This is a genomic window from Lelliottia sp. RWM.1 (assembly GCF_016859735.1).
Lineage (GTDB): Bacteria > Pseudomonadota > Gammaproteobacteria > Enterobacterales > Enterobacteriaceae > Enterobacter.
The window spans coordinates 258,524-280,536 of record NZ_WLVC01000001.1; the positions used below are offsets into that span (position 1 = coordinate 258,524).

Consider the following 22,013-nt stretch of genomic DNA (forward strand, 5'->3'; position numbering starts at 1 on the left):
AAGATGTTCTTTTTATTTTCAGGAAGCCTGTTTTACGTGCAGTTCTCTGGCGTGTTTGATCACGCCCGCTGCATCTATTTCGTGGCACGCGCGCGTGGAGGCGCGGTCGGCCGCAATGGCGTATTGTCCGTCAGGGATGCCCAGGCGACGTAACGGGATCGCACACCCGGCTTCGGCCAGTACTTCAGCCACCAGGCTGCCCACACCGCCGTTGACGTTGTGCTCTTCGACGGTGACGACTGCTTCGCACGGTTTGATGGCCGCCAGCAGCGCTTTGGTATCACAAGGACGAATAGATGGAACACTGATAACAGTGGCGTCAATACCTTCCTCAGCGAGTTGTGCGGCGGCTTCCACTATTTCATGTACGGTCGAACCCATTGCAACCAGGGCTACGTCCTGCCCCGCACGCAGCACATCAATGTTGCCAGGTGCAAAACGATAGGTTTCGTCATGCAGTTCCGGCAGGGCTTTGCCGTCAAGACGAATATAAACAGGGCCGATATGGGCAAGGGCGTAGTCGATGATCTGGCGGCATTCTGCCGGGCTGGACGGTGCATAAATTTCGATGTTGCCAAAGCCGCGCATGATGGCGATATCGTCAATACTGTGGTGTGTACTGGCGAGCGGGCCGTAGCTCGCTCCGGCGTTCAGGCCAAAGAGCTTGACGTTGGTGTTGTTGTAGCAGATATCGACTTTAATCTGCTCATTGGCGCGTGAAATCAAAAAGGGGGCGGCATTACAGGTGACAGCCACTTTGCCGCCGATTGCCAGCCCGGCGGCCGCGCCAACCAGCGTTTGCTCGGCGATCCCAACGTTTACCAGTCTGCCTGGGAAGCGCGTAATAAACGGCGAGATTTTGGCTGTGGAGGTGGAGTCTGCTACCACCGGAACCAGATCCACGCCTCTGTCGACTGCATCAATAAAGGCATCCACCATCACGGTAGCGAGATGTTCACTATTATTCATCTTTCAGTTCCTCCAGTGCCAGTTCAACTTCTTCGCCTTTAGGCACGCGGTGATGCCACTCCGGGCGACCCTGAATAAAGGAGATCCCCGCGCCTTTGGTGGTGTGGGCAATCACCACATGCGGTTTGCCGTTTGGCTGTAAGCCTTCCAGCATGGCGACCACATCAGCCATGTCATTGCCCCGGCATTCAGTGACATCCATACCAAATGCACACCATTTCTCATCCAGCGGATCGGTATTGAGGATCTCTTTTGTGGAGCCCGCGAGCTGTAGGTTGTTTTTGTCGTTGATGATGACCAGGTTATCCAACTGATAGTGGGCGGCAACCAGCGCGGCCTCCCAGTTACTGCCTTCTGCCAGCTCACCATCGCCAGTGACTACAAAGACGCGGCGTTTGCTGTTATTGCGTTTCGCCGCCAGCGCAATTCCGACCGCCACCGGCAGGCCGTGACCAAGCGCACCGGTATTCAGTTCAATACCCGGTGTTTTGTGTTTCACCGGATGTCCCGGCAGGTGAGAATCGGCGTGTTGATAGGTGGCAAGCCAGTCCAGTGGGATAAAACCGGCTTCTGCGAGGACGCAGTAATAGCCGCCAACGGCATGACCTTTGGACTGGATATAGATATCGCGTTCCTCGCTGTCTTTCAGCTGTGGCGAGCAGTGGAGAATGCGGAAGTAAAGTGCCGTGAGCAGTTCGACCTGAGAGAGATCGGCCCCTGTATGGCCGCCTGCGGGGCTTTCAGCATTCAGCACGATGATCCGACGGCGAATCGAGCGGGCTTTCTTTTCGAGCTCTGCGATGGAGAGCGAAAATGGATTCATAAAACACCTCCTGAATTTATAGTCTGTAATGAATAATTATTCCAGCAAGGCAGTAAATGACCCATCATGAATGGTTTCTTTTACGTGATTGAATATATATTCAATGCTGATTTATTATTCATAATGATAAGATATGCCCGGATTCAGGGTTTGTCTATGGCCGGATCGGGCTGTTTGCAAAAAAAGCGAAAACGATCACATTCGGATCTGTTTGCGGGGATAACGGCAGCTTGTTATCTATTCATCAATGAATAAAAATACAGGGACGAAATCAGGGGGAATGCCATGTCGAAGCAGGATGAACAACGGTTGCTGGTGAAGATTGCCACGCTTTACTACAGCGAGAATAAAAAACAGTCCGAGATTGCCTCACTGCTGCATCTCTCGCAATCGTTCGTTTCGCGTGCGTTGACGCGTTGCCAGAAAGAGGGGCTGGTTAAAATCACCGTTGTCCAGCCGACCAATATTTTTGTGTCGCTGGAAAAAGCGCTGGAAGAGCAGTACGGGATCCGCCAGGCGATTGTGGTGGATGTCGGGGATAACCCGACCAATGCTCAGGTGAAACATGCCATCGGCAGCGCGGCGGCACATTATGTTGAAACGCGTCTGCGGCCAGAAGACCTGGTGGGGATCTCCTCCTGGAGTAGCACCATTCGTTGCATGGTGGATGAGATGCATCCGCAGAACATTCGCGCGGCCGGGGTGATCCAGTTGCTGGGCGGGGTAGGGCCAAATGGCAACGTCCAGGCGACCATCCTGACCCAACAGTTGGCTGCGCATCTTGATTGCCCGGCGTGGCTGTTGCCGTCACAAAGTATTGAACACTCGGTGGAAGAACGCGCCAGGCTGGTGGGCAGCCCGGACGTCGCGGCAGTGGTCAGCAAGTTTGCTGAAGTCAATGTCGCCATTGTCGGGATTGGCGAACTTGAACCGTCGCAACTGCTGAAAAACTCCGGCAACTATTACAACGAAAACATGCTGAAACTGCTGTCTGAGCGCGGGGCGGTAGGCGATATCTGCCTGCATTACTACGATGCGCAGGGCAAGCAGGTGCTGAGTTATGACGAGGACCCGGTTATTGGCATGGAACTGTCTCAAATCCGCGCCTGCCCGCAAGTGATTGCGCTCGCAGGGGGGCCTGAGAAGTGCAATGCCATTCGCGGCGCGCTGGAAGGGGATTACATCGACGTGTTGATCACCGATTACCCGACAGCGCGGAGTTTGCTGAAAGCGTAGCAAACGTAAAGGGCCGGACATGCCGGGGGCGACCAGGCTTAACCCGGCTGTTCGGGGGCGCGCGCGAAAAAGCAGAGCCCTCCCGGTAACTCCACAAACTTCTCCACGATAATATAAAGCACAACGTTTTATGCTTTACGGACCGTTTCTCTAATTAGCATGCCGCTGGACATCATTACATTCGTACCTTCGTCCTGAATATCATTAGGTTGTGAAAAAGTTGATGACAGTTGGCACTCCTGTAATACAGCATCAAACTCACGCAGTACTCTATCAAGATCAAGATATTGCCTGCTTTGGACAATAAATACATCTTCTTCCTCAGCATCGTTTAAATTTTTAATAAATACGATAAATGCATCGCTGATGGTTTTATACTCACCATCAAAATGATATGAATTGATGTTGTTTTCGAGTCGTTCAATCATGAATTTTGCTGACCATTGCGTTCTTTCTTTATATTTTTCAATAATCTCATTCACGAGTAAGAACAACCCAAGGCTGGCCCTAAGTCGTACTTCCAGGTTGAAGTATTTTGATGGCAAAGCAATTTCCAGGTTCTCTGTCTGCGATACAGATTTCCATTCCCATTTTTCCTCAGTATATGTCTCTGTATTAATGGCATGGAACTGGTCCAGGCTTTCAGCAATTTTAAGTAGCTTGCAAACGGCTTCATCAATGATGATTTCCTGAAATCCTTCGTCATTTTCACCTGGTGGATCATATGCTACTACTTTCAATCGACTGCCGGCATCGATACTGGTGTGTGTACATACCTGTGTTATGACAGATTGTGGCTGTTTAGGATCAGATGACCATCCGAGATGAGTGATTAGCCCCAGTTGTAGTAATCCTTCCTGAATTCTTTTGTTACGTCCTCTATCCGTTCCACCTTTACTTTCGAAAACATGCCATTTTCCGCTATCCGATTCAACGAGATAGTCTGGTGATTTTTTGCTGGTTAAGAGGTTTGTTTTTATTGAGGATGATATTCCTTTCGTATAAATACTGGTGTGCAACATCACCTTTACCTTTTCCCCTGCGGCGTCTAACCAATATTTTGCGGCTATAAAACTACCTATACCGCCGGCGATAAATGAAATTGCCACTTTCTCGGAAGGCTCGATTTTTGAATAGAAATCGCAGGTTACATAGGCATCATTTTTATCAACACGGATACATGATACCGCCATCAATAATCGCTTAATCAAGTAAGCGGAAAGTTCTTTTGACTCAGTAGAGCTTAAAAGAAGATGAGAGGACCACATTTTTCTACGACCGTAACCACATTCAAGTGCGGCACGTACGATTTGAGGAAGAGGTAACGCAGGATAGCGTGTCAAAAGGTTTTTATTAGGACCTTTGCCAAAATTTACGCTTGTCGTTTTTGTAAATGAGGTTTTTAGAAAATCTGCAGGTTTGGTTTTATCGTAAACTAGTTTTTTGGGATCTTTTTTATCTTTAACCAGTTTAGGCCTTGGTCTTGTCCCAGGTATTTTAGGAACATAAAACTCGAATATATTGCCTTTGCTCGTTTTTGAGACTGGCTTTGACCTGGAACTTCTGCCGGATTGGGTTTTTGTCACAATAACATCCTTTTTAGAAGACGCATGCTGAATTAAAAATGAGTATCAGAAATTGTCGGGCCGGCGAGATATCCCCCGGTTGCTTGACGTCATCACAATGAGAGTAAACTCATTTTCGTTAGCATCCATCATTATAGTACTATGAAATGACTACTGAAATTAGTAGGCGTTTCTCAGACGTTCCAGTAGCCATTCACTATATTGGATTGTGGTTACCCATTAATAACACAGGAATTTATCACCAGCTTATCCCCGTTATATGTACATCCCTCTCGGGTGCGGTATTTATCAGGATGCTCGCAGCCATAAGTGGTTGTGCCATCGCTGTTTTGCGTTGAACTGAAAATACCTTTAATTACATTCTTACAGCACTGTTTAAACCTGGACGGCGTGGCATAGGTGCATTTTTCCTGATTGCTGGAGAACGATTGCATGCCGCTTTTAACGGCTCCCATCATTTCCGGGTTATCCGACATACTGACGGCAGAGTCTGCCAGGCTGTTATTCACCGCCTGCGCAACATTGCCCCCTGATGCGCTTGCGACACCAGCACTGACGACCGCTCCCGTCACCGTGTTCACCAGATCCTGCGTCTGGTCACGCTGTTGTGCTTCAAATTCGGCGTTACTTTTTGCCAGCGTAGCATCTGCCTGGGCGCTTTCAGCATCGGATTTTAAGAAGCCCTGATACTGTTTTTTGACGCCTTCGTAGTAGGCAGCCAACACAGGTTCACCGGCTTTCCGGTAAGCCTCTGAAAGGAATGCACCGCGTTTATAGCCTGCCAGGTTGGCATCGCCGCCAGCGGAAGACTCAACGCCTGGCCCGGCGATATTTCTTGCCCGCGCTTCTGCTTCAACATGCTCGATAGTGGCCTGACGCGTAGTCAGTGTCTGTGCCAGCTTTTTGTCACCTAATGACTGGGCGAGCTTGATCGGTCTGTCGAAACGGTCGGCGTAGCGTAGTGGAAATTTAGGATTATCAATCAGCGCCATGTAGTTATTCATCAGGCTCTTGTCACGCGTGCCCACATCATAGATGGCATCCAGCACATCGACATTGCTTTTGCTGTCTGAGATCGGTAGCGCCTGGTTGATGTAATCCTGCGCTTTTGCTGGATTCAGGCGTGCCATGCTGATGTTGTAATACATCGTTGCGGGTCTTTGTAAATAAGGGTTGGCATTTTTAAAGGCCATCAGTTTTGCAAAGGCATCCGCCGCTGGCTGGTACTGCTGGAGGGAGTAATAACTCAGCCCGGCATAGTAGTAGGCATCTTTTGCATCCGTGGTCATCATCCCGTCTTTAATCGGACAGGAAGCCAAAACCGTGTTGGAGGTATTAATCGCGCTCTGATACTGCTTGTTATTGATCGCAATGTTGGCGTCATAGAGCAATTGAGAGCAGTGCGACTCTGCGGAGGTGTCGCTACCAGAAGAGAGGTTACTGCAACCGGATAAAAGATGTGTGAGTGCAAATACGGCGATGGCAAAGGGCAGTCGTGTGAGAGAACGCTTCATATAACCTCTCGATTATTCAGTGAGTTATTTTTTGTAACGTGACGATGGCTGTCGTACTACACATGACGGTGAAATTAAATGAAACATTTAATTTACATAATAATACAAATAATCACGGTAACGTATTTTTTCACTGCGTTCTCAGCCGAAGGGTTAGCCATGCTAACCCTTTTGTGGCCGGGCTATTTTCCTTCCATCACCGCCTTTTGCGCCACGACGGCGGCTTTCTGCTGCATGCGGTTTTGCATCTGGTCGATAATCACTGCGACGATAATCACGATGCCTTTAATCACCATTTGCCAGAATTCGCTGACCCCCATCATCACCAGTCCATCGGCCAAAAAACCGATAACAAATGCGCCAATCAGCGTGCCGAGAATGGTTCCGCGCCCGCCTGCCAACGATGTTCCGCCGAGTACCACGGCGGCAATCGCGTTCATCTCAAACGCCGTTCCGTTTGCTGGATGGCTGGCTAACAGTTGAGCGGAAACCACAATCCCGGCGATAGCGGCGCAGAAGCCGGACAAGGTATAGACCAGCACCTTGACCTGTTTGACTTTTACACCCGAAAGTTCTGCTGCGCGTTCGTTATCACCAATGGCGTAGACGTGGCGACCAAAGGGCAGGCGGCGGGCGATATATGCGATGACCACGGCAAGCACAATCATCAGCCAGATGGCCCACGGAATACCGAGCAGCGTGCCAGCTCCAATCTCATCGAAGCCCGTGTTGCCCAGTTGCGGGTTACCGGAAAGGCCGGGGAAGGTTTGTCCATCGGAGGTCAGCATGGCTGTACCACGCAGAACATACATCGTTCCCAGCGTGCAGATGAACGGGGCAACGTTATAGCGGGTTATGATCCAGCCGTTGACCGCACCGATTAACGCGCCGATGAGTAACACGACAGGGACAATTACCCAGACGCTGGGGAAAATGGCGATGCCGAACATTGGCAGCACGATGCCTTTGGTGATAAGCCACCCTGCAACCATGCCGCACAGTCCAAGCGTTGCGCCAATCGACAGGTCAATCCCGGCGGTGATGATCACAAAGGTGATCCCCAGCGCCAGAAAAGCATTAATGGCGATGTGCTTGATCATGATCACCAGACTGCCCGCCGAGAGGAAACCCGGCACGGTGATCGTAAAGAAACCCACAATGATGAACAGCGCAATAAACGTGCGCATTTTCAACAGAAGTAGCAGGATATTTTCCCGGGAAAGCGCCACCCCTTTTTGCGGTGTGAGCGCGACAGACTGTGTCGTTTTCATATCAGAACCCCTGAGCACTTGCCGTTACCAGTGCCGATTCTTCGGCCCGATCGCGAACGATATCCGCGGTCAGTTTGCCGCCAGACATCACCAGAATGCGGTCAGATACCGCCATAATTTCTTTCAAATCGGAGGTGGAAAAAACTATTGCGATGCCCCGGTTTGAAAGTTCCACCATCATGCGAAACACATCCGCTTTCGCCCCCACATCAATGCCGCGCGTGGGTTCATCGAGGAACAGGACTTTAGGATCGGTGAGCAACGAGCGGCCAATCACCACCTTTTGCTGGTTGCCGCCGCTCAGCGCCTGAATTTCGACCTCGGGCGAGGAGACCTTGATCGACAGATTGCCGATGGTAGTGGCGACCACGGCATGCTCCTGTTTTTGCGAGATGGTCAAACCGCGCTGTAACCGTCGCCACAGGCTGGCGATGGTCAGATTGCTGGCGACCGATGAGCCGGGAAAAATCCCGGTTCGTTTCCTGTCTTCCGGAACCAGGCTCATGCCCATGCGGATACGGTCGGCGGTGGCGAGCCGTTGCGGAACGGGTTTGCTGTCCAGCCACAGTTTGCCCAGATAATTACGCTGCGTACCCAACATGCATTCGAAAAGCTCAGTTCGCCCCGCACCCATCAGGCCGTAAATCCCGACAATCTCCCCGGCGCGCACGTTAAAACTGACATCATTGACCACTGAGTTACCCGCAGCATTAACGCAGGTAATGTGTTCAGCTTCGAGCACCGGAGTGCCAAACGTCCGCCCTGGCGAGAGGAAGTTGTTGACCGGGTCGCTGCCGAGCATCTCGCGTACAATCCACGGCACATCGATATCGTTTACCTGCGCCTCAGACTGAAATTTGCCGTCACGTAAAATGGTGATCACATCGCCAATGGCCATTAACTCTTCCAGACGGTGCGAGATATAGATGATGGATACCCCCTGGCGGGTCAGCTCGCGGATCACACGAAACAGAATATCCACCTCCGTTTTGCTCAGGGCCGATGTCGGTTCATCCAGGATCAGGATGTCAGCATCTTCCGCCAGCGCTTTGGCAATCTCGATAAGCTGCTGCTGTCCGACTTTAAGATTGCCGACCAGTTCGCGTGGTGAAATGGGCTGATCGAGCCTTTTCAGCAAGGTGGCGGCGTGTGCTTCCTGCTCACTTTCGTTAATCGGCATCACGCCTTTCTGCCGTTCTCGCCCGAGAAAGATGTTTTCCGCCACGTTCAGATTTTCGAACAGGTTTAGCTCCTGATGCACCATGCCAATACCCTGCGCTGCCGCGTCGCGGGTATTGGTAAAATGGACCTGTTTTCCGTTAAGCCACATTTCGCCCAGGCTGGGTTGCTGAACACCCGCCAGGATTTTCATCAGCGTGGATTTTCCGGCCCCGTTTTCGCCAATGATAACGTTCACTTTGCCGCGCCAGACGCGGTAGTCGACGTTATCCAGTGCCACAGTGCCAGGAAACAGCATCGATATGCCGCGTGTGCGCAGGATGATGTCGTCAGTCGGGATGTCGTTCATCATGGCGTCTCCTGTTTCAGTTCCAGCGCGGTGGCCTCTTCGGTTTTACCGGCGGTGATCGTCGTGGCGAAGACGATACTGGCTGTTTTGCCGTTCCAGCTGTCGTCCACTTTCGGCAGGTGCGTCACTGCTTCGCGGTTAAAGGCGCGAGAGAGCTGGGCAAACTGAACCTGGTTGGTGAACTCCTCGAAGCGGAATCCTGCCGCATCGCGAATGGCATTGCCGCGCATCACCGGGCCACTCTGGATCGACAACGGCTGGCCGTTGACCGTCATTACCACTTTTTGCTCGCGTGCGTTGCTGCTATCTACCCGCTCAATTTTGCCGGTAAGCCGGACAAACACACTTTGCGGTGTGGCGGAGGGGATTTTGAGTTGTGCTGCCAGCGTACTGGCATCCAGTGCGTGCTGACTGGCAGTATTCAGTACCCTTGATTGCCAGGTTTGTTGCGCGATCTGCTGAGGGGTCTGGTTGTCAAAACTGGCTTTTGCGTTCGGATCGGCAGGCATCATCGGCTTGCCGTCCGCGTCCAGATCCACCACTGTGCAGGCCGTCAGCAACAGGGCGGCGCACCCTGTAAGTGCTGCGCCCCATTGTTTTAACCACATAGCGCCTCCGCTTATTTGCTGAGGTTGAACATATTCAGTTTGCTGGCGTTGCTGTCATCAATCAGCACGCAATCCATCAACTGCTTCTCTTCTTTCTGCGCTTTGCCGTTTTTCAGGTAGTAGTCGGCTTGCTCAACCGCCATCTGGGCCTGTTGCCAGCCAGGTTGCAGCACGGTGGCTTTGATATTGCTGTTTTTGATAATGGAGTCGCGGGTGTAGTCGCTGCCGTCAAAACCAACGACGATAACGTTATTTTTCCCGGCGGCTTTCAGTGCGGCTTCAGCACCCAGCGCCATGGTGTCATTGCCGGAAATCACGCCCACGATGTCCGGATTGGTTTGCAGAATAGCTTCCATTCGGGTGAAGGCTTCGGTCTGGCTCCAGTTCGCCGTTTGCTGTGCGACCATTTTCATGTCCGTATAATCGTCCAGAACGTCATGATAACCCTGAGAGCGGACGTGGGCGTTGGTGTCTGACTGGCGTCCCAACAGCTCAACGTATTTCCCTTTCCCGTTCAGCAGTTTGGCGAACTTCTCTGCGCCCAGTTGCGCGCCCTGATAGTTATTGGAAACGATCTGCGCGACAGCCACGCCCGTTTTATTGATTTCACGGTCGATAAGGAAAGCCGGTACGCCAGCTGCTTTGGCTTTTTCCAACGGGCCGACGGTCGCGTCCGCTCCGGCGTTGTCTAGGATAATGGCTTTGGCCTTGCGGGCTATTGCCGTTTCAATCAGTTGGTTTTGCTTGTTCACATCATCATCATGCGACGCCACCAATACGGTGTAGCCCAGCTCTTTGGCTTTGGCCGCCGCGCCGTCGGCTTCTGCCTTGAAGAACGGGTTGTCGTGGGATGGGGTAATTATCGCGATAAGGCCATTGTCAGCAGCAAACAACGAACCGGAAGCGGTAATCATCGAAGCAAGAAGGGCGGATTTTACAAAGGTCATGTTCATTCTTTTTCTCCACATTGAATATTTATTCAATAATGATTTATTATTCAATTTAACGATAAAGCCGCCTTCCCGAACTGTCTACGGTTTAGGCTGCTAATTTCTTAAAAGGAGAAAAGGATCACGATCCTGATGAAGTCAGATGCGGCAAAGAAGTGTCACGATAGTGGCGTCAAAACGACACCATGAGAGAGTAATGTTTTGATTTTTTTTAATATTATTCAATGTATGGTTGAGTGCGAGGGTCAATGTGGTGTCGTTGAGGGAAAGAACCCTGGCGCAATCAAAACCCATCAGCCTCTTCACCTGAGGGAAGAGCGCTTTAAACAGGCTTTCTTTGGCGCTGAAAGTAAGCGTTAACGCTAAAGCAAACGGGAAACCCGAGCGGGAAAGAATGGCGTCTTCCTGGGGATCTATTATGCCGCCTTTGATTTCCTGTGCGTCATTTTCGCTGAGGATCGCTTCGCAATCGATACCAATAAGCGCATTTTGGTGACGAATAGCTATCGCCATTGCCTGAGATCCACTGTGGGTGATACTCCCTGAAATTCCCTTTGACCAGAGCGGTTCCCCATTGGGTCCGATGCCTGGCAGGGCGCGATCGTGCAAGGCGCTAAGCGCATGTGCGGCGGCGATCCGTCCGGCAAGGTGTTCGGCTTTACGTTTACGCCCGGCGGGAGTGATCTGTGCGTGATGAGGGAGCCACAGAAGATCGGCATCGGTAAACGTTGTGAGATCGAAGGTGATACGATGGACGGTTTGGTCGGCAAGAGGGAATGTGGTGTGGGTAGTTTGCATTGCGATGTCCTGACCCCGATCCTCTTCTACAGGGAGAGGGGGAAAACGGCAACCGGAGTTGCCGTTTTGTTTTTACCTTAGAAGTGCGTGTTCACGCTCATGTACCAGGTACGGCCCGGTTCATTGTAGGTGTACGCACCTGCGCCATACATATAAGCGCCGGTCGTGGTGTTCCCGGTGGTCTGGGCATTACCCGCACGCCACTGGCGTTTGTCGAAGACGTTATCCACGCCGCCAGTCAGACTGACGTTTTTGGTCACGTCCCAGGTCGCGCTCAGGCCAACGATGCTGTACGGGCTGACTTCATCTTTCTCAGATCCCGTAACTGGCTTACCTTTGTAGTTGTATTTCTTCGGCTGCTGCTTGCCGTACCAGGTGAAGGTCGACTGCAGTGACACATCCTGTTGTACCTGCCAGCTCAGGGTTGAGTTCAGCGTGTACTCCGGAATGATCGACAGACGGTCACCAGTCTCCTTGTTCTTGCTTTGCAGCATGTAGGTGATGTTGTTAGTCCAGTTAACGGTCTCAGTCACTGGAATGTTCAGTGTACCTTCCAGACCTTCTACAACGGCTTTAGGCACGTTTTCCCACTGGTAAATATCGGTTTTCACTTTACCCAGGGATGTATTGCCAATTGGCGCGTAGCCCGCTTCAATTTTGTCGCGGTAGTCGTTACGGAACCAGGTCACACCGGCCAGCCAGCCGTCACGTTTGAACTCCAGACCAATCTCTTTGTTGATACTGGTTTCGGCTTTCAGGTCATCGTTACCCATCATGTAGCAGCCGGTGTTGTCGGCGCTGGCGTAGCAGCCCTGACCTTTGCTGTACAGCAGGTAGTTCGGGTTAGTCTGGTACAGGCTCGGTGCTTTGTATGCACGCGCAATGCCCATCTTCAGCGTGAAGTCATCCCCCAGACCTTGTGAAAGGTTCAGGGACGGGCTCCAGTTGTTACCCACGATGGTGTGGTGATCGAAGCGCAGTGCCGGCGTCAGCATGGTGCTGTCGGTCAGCTCCATGTTGTTTTCAGCAAACAGAGAGAAGATTTCAGCCTGTGAATACGGGCTGCGATCGTCACTCATGCCAGGAATTGAACCGCCTTGCTGCGTCTGGGTATTGGAGGACATGTCCTTCATACGCTGCTGGTTCCATTCGGTTCCCAGCGTCAGGTTTTGATTAACCAGCAGTTCAAACGGCAGGCTAATTTCACTGTGTAAGGTGACGTCGGACAGATCGGAATCGGTGAACTTGTTGCTGTTGAACAGCCCTTCAAGACCGCCTGCCAGGCCTTCGCCCAGACGTGAGTTGCGGGTGTGTTCGTACTGCGCCCAGGTGCTGGAGGTGATGCCGTTATCCCAGCCGCCATTCCAGGTCAGGGAGTAGTTCTGGCGATAAAGACGGTTGGTCTCTTTGCCGTAGTACTTCTTCACCAGGCCGCTTGAGCTGTTGTCGTTGTTGGTGTTCTGGGTATCGCCTGCGTACAGGTTATTCTGGCGGCTATAACCGGCTTCCAGTTCCAGAGACTGCATGGGCGCAAAGTCCCAACGCACAACGCCGTTAACGTCTTTGTTTTCTACCCCTTCACGGCCCGCAGGCAGCGTGTCGGCGTACATGCCTGTACGTTCAGACTGGTGACCGTCGTTAATGTCACGCGCATCGGCCTGGGTTTTGTCCAGGTTTCCGTACAGACGGAAGCTGAAATCGCCACCCAATGGGCCATTCAGGCTGAAGTTGGTACGTTTGGTGGAGCCTTCGTCTTTATGTTCCGGCGCATTCAGGTAGGTGTTCCAGGAACCATGCCACTCGTTGCTCCCTTTTTTGGTGATGATGTTCACCACACCACCTGCTGCACCGTCACCGTAGCGTGCAGCTGCCGGGCCACGGATGACTTCAATGCGTTCGATCATCTCTGGCGGAACCCAGCCAGTATCGCCACGGGTATCGCGCTCGCCACGCCAGCCCAGACGGACAGAGTTACGGCTGGTTACCGGTTTACCGTCGATCAGAATCAGGGTGTTTTCCGGGCCCATACCGCGAATATCGATCTGGCGGTTGTTGCCGCGCTGGCCGCTGGTGGAGTTACCGGTCAGGTTAACGCCTGGCATCGTGCGGATGATTTCGGCGACGTCACGGGCGGGAGGATTTTTACGGATCTCATCGGCGGTGATGGTGGAAACCCCCGGCGCCTGCAGATTCTGCTCGCCGCGGTGATCACCATAGTGTCTTCATGTGCAGCACTGCTGGCAGTCTTGTCTTCCGCCATGGCTGGCAGCGCAACGCCGTAGATCCCTAAGTTGACCAGCAAGGCCAGGGAGTGAATCTTCTTATTCATTGTACGTCCTGCTTTTCGTTGCCGCATCCTCCTGGCTCCATTCCCGAAGGGGAGAGGAGGCGGCATGTTGTCACCCGCATTTTGCGTAAGCAGCTCTGTCCTCGAGCGCACACAATGCATGGCATGGTTATTTTATGAGCGCGCTTCCCACAGCGCGGGCACTACGCTATTGCAAATGCAAATAGTTATCAATAATATTATCAATAAATTTTGTCTTGTAACAAAAAAAGACGTGTTAAACATGAGGTTATAAGGGTGACGGCGTTAACAACGGGAAGTGATGCCTGGTGGCAGTCGAAAAAGGGTCCCGAATGGGTGCGTGAACAGGATACGTATCGCGTCACCTTCTGGTGGCGTGACCCGGCAGGCACTGCGAAGTCATCCAGCGTGAAACGGGTCTGGCTCTACATTACTGGCGTGACCGATCACCACCAGAATGCCCGCCCGCAGTCCCTTGAGCGTATTCCTGATACCGACGTCTGGCAGTGGCAGGGCGAATTCAGCCCGGAATGGCGCGGTAGCTACTGCTTTATCCCCTCTGAAAACGAACAGGATTTTGCCGAAGTGGTCTTTGAGGGCGAACGGCCAGACCGCGTCGCGCTCCGTGAGGGCTGGCGTAAACTGCTGCCAGATGCGATTGCCGATCCGTTAAATCCACAGCACTGGCGGGGTGGGCGCGGTCATCCTGTCTCCGCACTGGAGATGCCCGAAGCTCCCCTTCAGCCAGGCTGGAACAAACCTGATACCCCGTACTCACCTCCACATTGCCTGACCTGGCACAGCGTACGTCTGGGCAATACCCGACGCGTCTGGATTTTTACCACCGGCGATGACCACCCTGAATCCCGTCCACTGGCGGTGCTGCTCGACGGGCAATTCTGGGCCGAAAGTATGCCCGTGTGGCCGGCGCTGTCGGCGTTAACCGAAGAGGGAAAATTACCGTCTGCGGTGTATGTGCTAATCGATGTGATTGATACGCCGCACCGCAGCCACGAACTGCCCTGTAATCCTGACTTCTGGCTTGCGGTACAGGAAGAGTTGCTCCCGCTCGTGCGCAGCACCACGCTGTTTAGCGACCGTGCCGATCGGACTGTGGTGGCAGGGCAAAGTTTTGGCGGGCTCTCATCGTTGTATGCTGGTCTTAACTGGCCGCAGCGTTTTGGCTGCGTACTTAGCCAGTCAGGATCTTACTGGTGGCCGCATCGCGGTACACAGCAGGACGGTCTGCTTATCGAACAACTTAAAGCGGGTGAAAAAACCGCACACGGACTGCGCATTGTCCTTGAGGCAGGCCGCAATGAGCCGCTGATTTTCCGCGCTAATCAGGCGATTTACGCCCAACTACAACACACACAGCAACCGGTTATCTGGCGTCAGGTTGACGGCGGACACGATGCGCTTTGCTGGCGCGGTGGGCTGACGCAGGGGCTTATGACCCTCTGGCAGCCGCTTATTCAATAACGGAGTCTGGTATGGAATTCAGTAATCCTTTCGATAATCCGCAGGGACAGTTCGCTATTTTGTGCAACGAGCAGGCGCAATACAGCCTGTGGCCGCAGCAGTGTGCATTGCCTGCTGGCTGGCGTGTGGTTTGCGAACCCCAGTCACAGGAAGCCTGCCAGCAGTGGCTGGCCGATAACTGGCGGACACTCGAACCTTCTCATTTTGCGAGGGAACACGCATGAGCCAGCATCTTCCTCTTGTCGCCGCCCAGCCGGGTATCTGGATGGCGGAGCAGCTTTCCACATTGCCGAATGCCTGGAGTGTGGCGCACTACGTTGAACTGAAGGGCGATATTGATGCCCCGTTACTGGCTAAAGCGATTGTCGCGGGCATGATGCAGGCTGACACGCTGCGCACGCGCTTCATGGAAGATAACGGTGAGGTGTGGCAGTGGGTTGATGCAGCCATGACATTGCCGGAACCGTCTGTCGTCGTGGTCGACTCACATGACGCCGCTGTAGCACTGATGGAGGCCGATCTCAGTCAGAATCTGCGGGTGGACGGTGGGCAGCCACTGGCATTTCATCAATTGATTCAGGTCGATAATCAACGCTGGTACTGGTATCAGCGTTATCACCATTTAGTGGTGGATGGCTTCAGTTTTCCGGCAATTACCCGCCAGATCACCACGATTTATACCGCCTGGCGTAACCGGCAGCCAACACCGGATTCCCCGTTTACCCCTTTTTCCGATGTGGTGGAAGAGTATCAGCACTATCGCAACAGCGAAGCGTATCAGCGGGATAGGGCATTCTGGGCGGAGCAGCGTAAGCAACTTCCCCCACCGGTTTCACTTTCAGCCACGCCGTTGCCGGGACGTGCTGCGACAACCGATATCCTGCGCCTGAAAGTCACCGCTGACAGCCGGGCTTTTAGCCAACTTTCGCAGGCGGCCGGACAGGTGCAGCGTACCGATCTGGCGCTCGCGCTGGTGGCTCTGTGGCTGGGACGGTTAACCGGAAGGCTGGACTATGCCGCCGGGTTTATCTTTATGCGCCGGATGGGCTCCGCAGCATTAACCGCAACGGGGCCGGTGCTCAACGTGCTGCCGCTGGCGGTGAACATTGTTCCCCAGGAAAGCCTGCCGGAGCTGGCGCTACGTCTTGCAAATCAGCTTAAAAAAATGCGCCGTCATCAGCGTTATGATGCGGAGCAGATTGTTCGCGACAGCGGACGTGCAGCAGGGGATGAGGCGCTGTTTGGTCCGGTGCTTAACGTCAAAGTATTTGATTATCAGTTGGATATCGACGGTGTTGAGGCGATTACCCATACGCTGGCGACCGGTCCGGTTAACGATCTGGAACTGGCACTGTTCCCGGATGAACAGGGCGGTTTAAGCATTGAAATCCTTGCTAACAAACAGCGTTACGATGAAGTGACGTTGACTCGCCACGTTGCGCGTCTGAACGCCATGCTGGCGCAGTTTGCCGCAGATCCTGGCCTGCGCTGTGGCGAGGTTGAAACGGTTTCTGTGCAAGAGTATCAGCAACTGGAACGCATTAACGATACAGGGATGATGTTACCGTCCACCACGCTTGCCCAACTGGTGGCTGAACAGGCACAGAAAACGCCGGATGCCCCTGCACTTGCTGACGCCCATACTGAACTGACCTACCGCCAGATGCGCGAGCAGGTTATTGCTCTCGCATCGCACCTGCGTGAGCGCGGGGTGAAACCGGGGGATAGCGTTGCGGTTGCACTGCCGCGTTCAGTATTCCTGACGCTGGCGCTGCATGGCATTGTGGAGGCGGGGGCGGCCTGGCTGCCGCTGGATACGGGTTATCCTGACGATCGCCTGCGTATGATGCTGGAGGATGCAAAACCCTCTTTGCTCATCACCACGCCGGATCAACTTCCACGCTTTAGCGATCTGCCGGTTGAAAACCTCTGCTACCACGCACTGCTCCCTGTCGCCGGAAGCGAACCGTTGCATCTGGCGACGCCGGAACAGACGGCCTACATCATCTTTACCTCAGGCTCGACGGGCCGCCCGAAAGGCGTGATGGTGGGGCAAACCGCCATCGTCAACCGTCTGCTGTGGATGCAGGATCACTACCCGCTGGATGCCAGCGATGTTGTTGCGCAGAAAACGCCGTGCAGTTTTGATGTGTCGGTATGGGAGTTTTGGTGGCCATTTATCGCGGGCGCGAAACTGGTGATGGCGGAGCCTGAAGCACACCGCGATCCGCAGGCGATGCAGAGTTTCTTTGCGCAATACGGCGTGACCACGACTCACTTTGTGCCATCGATGCTGGCGGCGTTTGTCACCTCGCTCACGCCGGAAAATACCGACTGCTGTCAGACGCTGAAGCAGGTCTTTTGCAGCGGGGAAGCTTTGCCAACCGGGTTGTGCCGCGAGTGGGAACAGCTTACCCATGCGCCGCTGCACAATCTCTACGGCCCAACGGAAGCCGCCGTCGATGTGAGCTGGTATCCCGCTTTTGGTGCTGAGCTGGCAGCGGTGGAAGGCAATAGCGTGCCGATTGGTTTCCCGGTGTGGAACACCGGTTTGCGTATTCTGGATGCCATGATGCGTCCTGTTCCGTTTGGCGTAGCTGGGGATCTTTACCTCACCGGTATTCAGCTGGCGCAGGGATATCTGGGACGCCCGGATCTGACCGCCAGCCGTTTTATCGCCGATCCGTTTGCACCTGGTGAACGCATGTATCGCACAGGGGATGTCGCCCGCTGGCTGGACAACGGCGCAGTGGAATACCTTGGTCGTAGCGACGATCAACTGAAAATTCGTGGTCAGCGTATTGAGCTTGGTGAAATCGACCGCGCGATGCTCGCGTTGCCGGATGTGGCGCAGGCCGTGGCGCATGCCTGCGTGTTTAACCAGGCGGCGGCAACGGGCGGCGATGCACGTCAGCTGGTCGGGTACGTGGTGTCTGAATCCGGTTTACCGCTGGATCGTGACGCCCTGCTGGAATTACTCAAAGCACAGCTGCCGCCGCATATGGTTCCGGTGGTGTTGTTACAGATTAGCGCCTTACCGCTGAGTGCTAACGGTAAGCTCGACCGCAAAGCGCTGCCGCTCCCCGAACTGACCCGTAAAACCTCTGGTCGCGCGCCAGAGACAGAAACTGAGATGGCCGTAGCGCAGGCATTTTCTGCCCTGCTGGGATGTGACATCAGCGATATCGAGGCCGATTTCTTTGCCCTCGGCGGGCACTCGTTGCTGGCAATGCGCCTGGCCGCTCAGCTTAGCCGCGTATTCTCCCGCAAAGTGACGCCGGGGCAAATTATGGTCGCTTCCACGGTCAGTAAACTGAGTGCGTTGCTGGGGGGGCAAATGAGCGAAGAACAGGCGCAACGTCTGGGGTTCGAAACCCTTCTGCCACTGCGCGAGAGCAATGGTGCGACGCTGTTCTGCTTCCATCCCGCTTCAGGTTTCGCCTGGCAGTTCAGCGTACTGGCGCGGTATCTGAACCCGCGCTGGTCGATCATTGGTGTTCAGTCTCCGCGTCCGGACGGGCCGATGGAGCAGTGTGCAACACTTGATGATGTCATTGAACGTCACCTGGCGACACTGCGTGAACAGCAGCCACGAGGGCCGTATTATCTGTTCGGCTATTCACTTGGCGGCACGCTGGCGCAAGGCATTGCCGCTCGCTTATGTGCGCAGGGTGAACGTGTCGCGTTTCTCGGTTTGCTGGATACCTGGCCGCCGGAAACGCAAAACTGGGCCGAAAAAGAGGCTAATGGTCTTGATCCGGAGGTGCTGGCGGAAATCGAACGTGAACGTCAGGCGTTTATTGCCGCGCAGCAGGGGCAAGGTTCCAGCGAGCTGTTTAACGCCATTGAAGGCAACTATGCTGATGCGGTGCGGCTGCTCACCACGGCGCACAGCGCACGCTTTGATGGCAAAGCGACGCTGTTTGTCGCCGAACGGACACGAACGATGGAGCCGCAGGTAGCCTGGACGCCGTGGGTGGGTGAGTTAGAGGTTTACAGCCAGGATTGTGCCCACGTGGATATCATTTCACCGCAGGCATTTGAATCGATTGGACCGGTGCTACAGGAAATATTGGGGTAGTGTAAATGCCCCTCGCCCTGTGGGTGAGGGGAGGATTTGATGTCTTCTCTCATAGGGAGAGGGCATCAAACCGCACGTCTGCCCAACGGCACAACTAGCGGCGTACCCGCCACCGGATCGTCAATAATCATGCAACGCATACCGTAGATCCGCTCGATTAACTCCGGGGTGACAATCTCTTTTGGTGCACCTTCCGCCACAATGTTTCCGTCGCGCAGGGCGATGAGGTGTGTTGCATAACGGCAGGCCTGGTTTAAATCATGCAGCACTGCGGCCAGCGTATAGCCTCGCGTGCGGTTGAGATCGCTCAGCAGTTCCAGTAAATCAATCTGATGACTGATATCAAGCCAGGTCGTCGGCTCGTCCAGCAGCATGATCGAGGTTTCCTGCGCCAGCACCATCGCGATCCATGCGCGCTGGCGTTGTCCGCCGGAAAGCGTATCCACACTCTGCGCGGCAAGGTCGACAATACCCGTAGCCTGCATTGCCCGGTTGACGGCCTCTTCATCCTCTGTGCGCCAGCGGGTAAACAGCGGCTGATGCGGATAACGCCCTCGCGCGACCAGCTCCTGTACGGTGATATCACCCGGTGTCGTGGCGTTTTGCGCCAGTAGCCCAATACGACGCGCCACCTCTTTGCTGGCGAAGCGCTGGATCTGCTCCCCATCGAGAAAGACGCTGCCGTGTGTCGGGGTCATCAGACGGCTCAGGGTTCGCAGCAGGGTCGATTTACCGCAGCCGTTCGGGCCGATAATCGCCGTAAAATGCCCTTCCGGAATGGCGACGGTTAAATCACGGGCGACGGTTTTTTTGCCGTAGCCGAGGGTCAGTTTTTCGCCGCGCAAGCGGGTTGCGAAATCGGTCATTTCTTGCGTGACTCCTGAACTAACAAGACGATGAGGTAAATGCCACCGAGGCTGACTGTCACAACCCCGACCGGTAGCTGATAAGGCATGAACAACTGCTGGGCACAGAGGTCCGCGGCCAGTAGCAACAGTGCGCCGCACAACGCCGCCTGAGTTAAGCCCCAGCGGGCTGTGCCGCTAATGCGGCGCGCAATATGCGGCGCAACCAGCGCGATAAAGGAGATAGGGCCGGCAATGGCGGTGGAGGCGGCGGTCAGTAATACGGCCACCAGCATGAGCGTCAAACGCGAGCGCTCAACGCCCACACCCAGGGCACAGGCGCTGTCATCACCCATCTCCAGCAGACGCATACGACGTACCAGCAGCAGTGCGCCGATAAACATCAACAAAATTAGCGGTGCGGCGGGCCAGGTTTTACCCCACGTCAGGCCATTGAGTGAACCGGCATACCACAGCCCGGCGGAGAGTGCGGTTTCCAGCGATGCCTGCAACAAAAGCCAGGTGTTAAAGGCCATCAGCATCGCGCGAATACCAATCCCGATAATGATCAGGCGGAAGGTGTCGATGCCGTTGCGCCAGGCAAGCGCCCAGATGACCAGCGATGTTAAAATGCCGCCGGCCATCGCCGTAAAGGTAATGGCCGCCAGGTGTTGACCAAACAGCACCATCGCCACCAGCACGCCGCTCCAGGCTCCCGTATTGAGACCCATCACATCCGGACTGCCGAGCGGGTTGCGCATCAGCGACTGGAATATTGCGCCGCTGACGCCGAGCGCGGCGCCCACCAGAATGGCCATCGTCACGCGCGGCAGTCGCCATTCCGTCACCATCATCGTGATATTGCGCGGTGCACTGCCGATGAGGGCGTTAAAGACCTGGCTGAAATCAAGCATCACTGCGCCGCTGCGCAGGCTCCAGACGGCGACCAGAACAATGGCGATCGCCAGCAGAGATACGCTGGTGACTAAACGACGGGACGGGGCCATCATGCGCCACCTCCGCGTTTACGCCGCACAAGGAAGATCAGAACCGGTGCGCCGATAAAGGCGCTGACCACCGAAACACGTAGTTCGCCGGGAACCAGCAAACGACCCAATACATCGGCAAACAGCAGCAGGGCAGGGGTTGCCAGCAGCGTTACGGGTAAGGACCAGCGGTGATCTGCCCCCACCAGCCAGCGTGACATATGCGGCATCATCAGGCCGATAAAGGCAATCGGGCCGACTACCGCCGTCGCGCTACCGCACAAGACGGTGATTGCAAGAAGGCCCATTAACTGGGTTCGTGCCACGCGGTTGCCAAGCGCGGTGGCGGTGTCGCTGCCAAGGCTCAGACTGTTCAGCGCCCGGCTTAAAAACAGCGCCACGATGGCAGCGATCGTCACCGGGATCACCACCACTTTTAAGGTTTCCAGCGTACGGATATCCAGCGAACCGGCTTGCCAGAAGCGCAGCTGATCGTAAACATCCGGATTAAGCAGAGCGATACCGTTAGACAATCCTTCCAGCACCGCCGCAAGCGCCACGCCAGCCAGTGTTAAACGCACCGGACTGAGCTGACCCCCGCCCTGACTGCCGGTAAAAGCCACTACCACTGAGGCGGCCAGTGCACCGCAAAAGGCCATTACCAGCTGTTCAGATGGCGACGTTAACCCGAATAATGCTGCGCCAAGCACGATGGCAAAACTTGCGCCACTGTTAACGCCCAGAATGCCGGGGTCGGCCAGCGGGTTACGCGTGAGGGTTTGCATCAATGCACCAGCAAGGCCGAGCGCCGCGCCTGCCAGCAACCCGGCGAGCGTGCGGGGGAGCCGGGCGTCGAGCACAATGGTGCAATCGGCACTCTGACATGTACCTGTCAGGGCATCGATAATGACGGAAGAAGGCAATGGCTTCGCACCAACCAGCAGGCTGAGGGCAATCGCCAGGATCAACAATAGCAACAAAACGGGCGCGGCAATGGCGCGCACCGCAGAAGAGGAAAACGGCATAAC

16 protein-coding genes and 1 pseudogene are annotated in these 22,013 nt (G+C 54.5%); 4 read left to right on the top strand and 13 right to left on the bottom strand.

The features are described from left to right. Positions 1-18: 18 nt before the first annotated feature. Together GF617_RS01220 and GF617_RS01225 are read right to left on the bottom strand one after the other, a co-directional pair. Positions 19-969 (bottom strand): transketolase family protein, encoded by a 951-nt coding sequence (locus GF617_RS01220; protein ID WP_181622599.1) that lies wholly within the window; start codon positions 967-969, stop codon positions 19-21. Continuing rightward, positions 962-1,792: a transketolase gene (locus GF617_RS01225; protein ID WP_203450890.1), complete on the bottom strand. Its 831-nt coding sequence runs from the start codon at positions 1,790-1,792 to the stop codon at positions 962-964. Before GF617_RS01225 ends, GF617_RS01220 begins: the two co-directional genes overlap by 8 nt. Positions 1,793-2,077: 285 nt before the next feature. On the opposite strand from GF617_RS01225, the gene GF617_RS01230 reads away from it, so the two are divergent. Further along, positions 2,078-3,028, top strand: coding sequence for a sugar-binding transcriptional regulator (locus GF617_RS01230; RefSeq protein WP_203450891.1), 951 nt, complete (start codon positions 2,078-2,080; stop codon positions 3,026-3,028). A gap of 128 nt (positions 3,029-3,156) precedes the next feature. Here the strand turns inward: GF617_RS01230 and GF617_RS01235 are convergent, their stop codons facing one another. The 8 genes and pseudogenes from GF617_RS01235 to GF617_RS01270 form a co-directional block, all read right to left on the bottom strand. Continuing rightward, on the bottom strand, positions 3,157-4,614 hold the full coding sequence (locus GF617_RS01235; RefSeq protein ID WP_181622602.1) for a hypothetical protein: 1,458 nt from the start codon (positions 4,612-4,614) through the stop codon (positions 3,157-3,159). A 212-nt stretch (positions 4,615-4,826) separates the two neighbouring features. Beyond that, the gene (locus GF617_RS01240; protein ID WP_203450892.1) at positions 4,827-6,128 is read right to left on the bottom strand and encodes a tol-pal system YbgF family protein; all 1,302 of its coding nucleotides are present in this window, start codon (positions 6,126-6,128) and stop codon (positions 4,827-4,829) included. Positions 6,129-6,310: 182 nt separating this feature from the next. After that, positions 6,311-7,399 (bottom strand): ABC transporter permease, encoded by a 1,089-nt coding sequence (locus GF617_RS01245; RefSeq protein ID WP_181622604.1) that lies wholly within the window; start codon positions 7,397-7,399, stop codon positions 6,311-6,313. Between the two features lies 1 nt (position 7,400). Next, on the bottom strand, positions 7,401-8,927 hold the full coding sequence (locus tag GF617_RS01250) for a sugar ABC transporter ATP-binding protein (RefSeq protein WP_181623701.1): 1,527 nt from the start codon (positions 8,925-8,927) through the stop codon (positions 7,401-7,403). Next, positions 8,927-9,535, bottom strand: coding sequence for a DUF2291 family protein (locus GF617_RS01255; RefSeq protein ID WP_203450893.1), 609 nt, complete (start codon positions 9,533-9,535; stop codon positions 8,927-8,929). Before GF617_RS01255 ends, GF617_RS01250 begins: the two co-directional genes overlap by 1 nt. 11 nt (positions 9,536-9,546) lie before the next feature. After that, positions 9,547-10,488, bottom strand: a complete 942-nt coding sequence (locus tag GF617_RS01260) for a D-ribose ABC transporter substrate-binding protein (protein ID WP_181622606.1) — start codon at positions 10,486-10,488, stop codon at positions 9,547-9,549. A 135-nt stretch (positions 10,489-10,623) separates the two neighbouring features. After that, positions 10,624-11,283: an enterobactin synthase subunit EntD gene (gene entD, locus GF617_RS01265; protein WP_203450894.1), complete on the bottom strand. Its 660-nt coding sequence runs from the start codon at positions 11,281-11,283 to the stop codon at positions 10,624-10,626. 77 nt (positions 11,284-11,360) lie between these two features. Beyond that, positions 11,361-13,612 (bottom strand): annotated as a pseudogene (locus GF617_RS01270) (TonB-dependent siderophore receptor). A gap of 249 nt (positions 13,613-13,861) precedes the next feature. On the opposite strand from GF617_RS01270, the gene fes reads away from it, so the two are divergent. The 3 genes from fes to entF are packed head-to-tail and all read left to right on the top strand — an operon-like array spanning position 13,862 to position 19,154. After that, a complete protein-coding gene (gene fes, locus GF617_RS01275) occupies positions 13,862-15,073 on the top strand; it encodes an enterochelin esterase (protein WP_309228227.1) in 1,212 nt (403 codons plus the stop codon). An 11-nt stretch (positions 15,074-15,084) separates the two neighbouring features. Then, positions 15,085-15,297: an MbtH family NRPS accessory protein gene (locus GF617_RS01280; RefSeq protein ID WP_203450896.1), complete on the top strand. Its 213-nt coding sequence runs from the start codon at positions 15,085-15,087 to the stop codon at positions 15,295-15,297. Continuing rightward, entirely contained in the window at positions 15,294-19,154 is a 3,861-nt protein-coding gene (gene entF / locus GF617_RS01285) for an enterobactin non-ribosomal peptide synthetase EntF (RefSeq protein WP_203450897.1), read from the top strand. Before GF617_RS01280 ends, entF begins: the two co-directional genes overlap by 4 nt. 65 nt (positions 19,155-19,219) lie before the next feature. Here the strand turns inward: entF and fepC are convergent, their stop codons facing one another. Genes fepC through fepD form a run of 3 tightly spaced genes read right to left on the bottom strand, consistent with a single transcriptional unit; the run spans position 19,220 to position 22,010 of the window. Beyond that, positions 19,220-20,020 carry an iron-enterobactin ABC transporter ATP-binding protein gene (gene fepC / locus GF617_RS01290; RefSeq protein WP_181622612.1) on the bottom strand — a complete coding sequence of 267 codons (801 nt, stop codon included), beginning with the start codon at positions 20,018-20,020 and terminating at the stop codon, positions 19,220-19,222. Next, the gene (fepG, locus tag GF617_RS01295; RefSeq protein ID WP_203450932.1) at positions 20,017-21,006 is read right to left on the bottom strand and encodes an iron-enterobactin ABC transporter permease; all 990 of its coding nucleotides are present in this window, start codon (positions 21,004-21,006) and stop codon (positions 20,017-20,019) included. Before fepG ends, fepC begins: the two co-directional genes overlap by 4 nt. After that, positions 21,006-22,010: a Fe(3+)-siderophore ABC transporter permease gene (fepD, locus tag GF617_RS01300; RefSeq protein ID WP_203450898.1), complete on the bottom strand. Its 1,005-nt coding sequence runs from the start codon at positions 22,008-22,010 to the stop codon at positions 21,006-21,008. Before fepD ends, fepG begins: the two co-directional genes overlap by 1 nt. Positions 22,011-22,013 lie beyond the last annotated feature (3 nt).

Excerpts from the sequence above, each read along its gene's own strand:
- GF617_RS01220 (WP_181622599.1), bottom strand. The coding sequence starts at position 969 with ATGAATAATAGTGAACATCTCGCTACCGTGATGGTGGATGCCTTTATT.
- GF617_RS01225 (WP_203450890.1), bottom strand. The coding sequence starts at position 1,792 with ATGAATCCATTTTCGCTCTCCATCGCAGAGCTCGAAAAGAAAGCCCGC.
- GF617_RS01230 (WP_203450891.1), top strand. The coding sequence starts at position 2,078 with ATGTCGAAGCAGGATGAACAACGGTTGCTGGTGAAGATTGCCACGCTT.
- GF617_RS01240 (WP_203450892.1), bottom strand. The coding sequence starts at position 6,128 with ATGAAGCGTTCTCTCACACGACTGCCCTTTGCCATCGCCGTATTTGCA.
- GF617_RS01245 (WP_181622604.1), bottom strand. The coding sequence starts at position 7,399 with ATGAAAACGACACAGTCTGTCGCGCTCACACCGCAAAAAGGGGTGGCG.
- GF617_RS01250 (WP_181623701.1), bottom strand. The coding sequence starts at position 8,927 with ATGAACGACATCCCGACTGACGACATCATCCTGCGCACACGCGGCATA.
- GF617_RS01255 (WP_203450893.1), bottom strand. The coding sequence starts at position 9,535 with ATGTGGTTAAAACAATGGGGCGCAGCACTTACAGGGTGCGCCGCCCTG.
- GF617_RS01260 (WP_181622606.1), bottom strand. The coding sequence starts at position 10,488 with ATGAACATGACCTTTGTAAAATCCGCCCTTCTTGCTTCGATGATTACC.
- entD (WP_203450894.1), bottom strand. The coding sequence starts at position 11,283 with ATGCAAACTACCCACACCACATTCCCTCTTGCCGACCAAACCGTCCAT.
- GF617_RS01280 (WP_203450896.1), top strand. The coding sequence starts at position 15,085 with ATGGAATTCAGTAATCCTTTCGATAATCCGCAGGGACAGTTCGCTATT.
- entF (WP_203450897.1), top strand. The coding sequence starts at position 15,294 with ATGAGCCAGCATCTTCCTCTTGTCGCCGCCCAGCCGGGTATCTGGATG.
- fepC (WP_181622612.1), bottom strand. The coding sequence starts at position 20,020 with ATGACCGATTTCGCAACCCGCTTGCGCGGCGAAAAACTGACCCTCGGC.
- fepG (WP_203450932.1), bottom strand. The coding sequence starts at position 21,006 with ATGGCCCCGTCCCGTCGTTTAGTCACCAGCGTATCTCTGCTGGCGATC.
- fepD (WP_203450898.1), bottom strand. The coding sequence starts at position 22,010 with ATGCCGTTTTCCTCTTCTGCGGTGCGCGCCATTGCCGCGCCCGTTTTG.